This is a genomic window from Microcoleus sp. S36b_A4 (genome assembly GCF_036700645.1).
GTDB lineage: Bacteria > Cyanobacteriota > Cyanobacteriia > Cyanobacteriales > Microcoleaceae > Microcoleus.
The window spans coordinates 1-1,753 of the sequence record NZ_JAUBPI010000212.1 but is presented as its reverse complement, the minus strand read 5'-3'; the positions used below and the strand labels follow the sequence as shown (position 1 = coordinate 1,753).

Annotated in this window: 1 pseudogene; it reads right to left on the bottom strand. The window is 42.5% G+C overall.

Going from position 1 to position 1,753, the window contains the following annotated elements:
• Positions 1 to 51 precede the first annotated feature (51 nt).
• A pseudogene (locus QUA03_RS28825) lies at positions 52 to 1,648 on the bottom strand (IS1182 family transposase).
• Between the last annotated feature and the right edge of the window lie 105 nt (positions 1,649 to 1,753).

Sequence of the window (1,753 nt, the reverse complement as noted above, 5' to 3'; positions counted from 1 at the left end):
CTAGGGCGTCGGTTCAGTATTAGGAGTTGACAAAAAAAGGAATTTATGAAATTAGCCAGTGCATGAGTTCGACTCTATGCCTGGTGTAATTGGCCGAACCTGCTCCATTCGAGCAATGACATGAAGATTATGAACAACAGCGACTCGCCGTAAATCGAAGAGATTTTTCCGCAGTCCAAGATACCGAGCACGATTCCCCTGCCAATGGCCAATATGAGCCAGAGAGTGTTCAACTGTAGTACGTTTTCTCAATTCTTGGCGACCAATAGCAGTGGATTGACGTGCTCGCAACTCTTGCATTAAGGCTTCATCAGGATGAATTGATACAGTCCGTCCTCTTTTACTATTCGTGCAACCAGACCTCAGAGGGCAAATTGCACATTTATTCTGAGGAAAATGAACAGTTTTCCCCGGTTCAAATGGGATACTTACCTGATTGGGACAGCTAATTAAATGCGTATCCCAGTCAAGGAAAAAAGAATTTTTATCAAACCGTCCAGAATTTTTGACTGGCCACGCCTTGCAAAATATCTGTAATTTATCATTCCTTTGTGTCACCCAGTGACTAGATAAATAAGCCCGATCGATATGTAACTCAGATAGGTGAATGTTTTGAAATTTCAAGTCACGTTCTAGGTCAATTGTAGCAGCAGATTCTGGAGTATTGGCGCGTGTCAGCGCCACAGCGCAAACTACACCACTCTCTAAATCTTTAAGAACGTGGCGTTTATATCCATCTATTTTTTGAGAGCGGCTTTTACGCCCATGGCGCATATCTGGGTCTTCAATAGAAATGCGACGATTTTTGGCTACCCCTTGACTTAAACTTGGAACGGCTTGTGAGTCGAAAGTCACATTTTGGGATTCAATGACTCGGGCAACATCCAGAGTCTCTTGAACTACTTCAAATTTATCACAATCAGACTGGCTTTGCATCCATTCTTCCACAGAATCTAAGCTACTTAGGATAATTAAGAGTGCATTTTGACGCTCTACTGGATTATCCCAGTTTATATCTAAGGCCGTTTTTAAGCTGGAACTATTAAGGATGGGTGCACCTGCTTCCAGGGCAATTTCTGCTGGCTCCCGCCCCTGCACAGCAGCTATCATACTCACCGCCTTACGTAAAGCATGACCCAAGAGATTATATGTGTCTTCGACTTTACCAGCTCCCCATAAAGGTGAGGAATCTAAAGCCACTTTGAGTTGAGATGAGCCAAATCCACCTTTTTGTTTGGCAATTTCTACGGTGCGGTCAATTAAACGTTGGTCTAGTTCTTTTTTAATTAAGCGATTTCTGAATCTCACCAAAGTGGCTTTGCTAAAAGGGGGAGTTTCACACTTTAGACAATCGAGAACTAACTGCCAACGTTGATCCATGAGCATTTCTTCAATTACTTCATCGTCAGAAATGCCTAAGTAGGCTTGCAGAATAATTGCGCTTGGCAATTTGTGCAGGAGGAACTGGGCCCTGACCTACTGTGCTGTCTTTAAAAATTGTAGCAAGTTCTTCTTGAAACTCATCATTAAATATGAATGAACGGTTCAGTCGAAGAAACGTGAATAACTTGGCTCGTTTAATGCGCTTGATAATCAACGCTTCTGTTTCTGAGAGTTCAATTGGAGGATGCCATAAGGGAGGGCGCATAAGGTTTCTTCCTTCTTCCTGATTGTCAGAATTTAACAGGCTTTTCAATTCACATATCATTTTCAGTGTGTTTTGTCAACTCCTAATACTGAACCGACGCCCTAG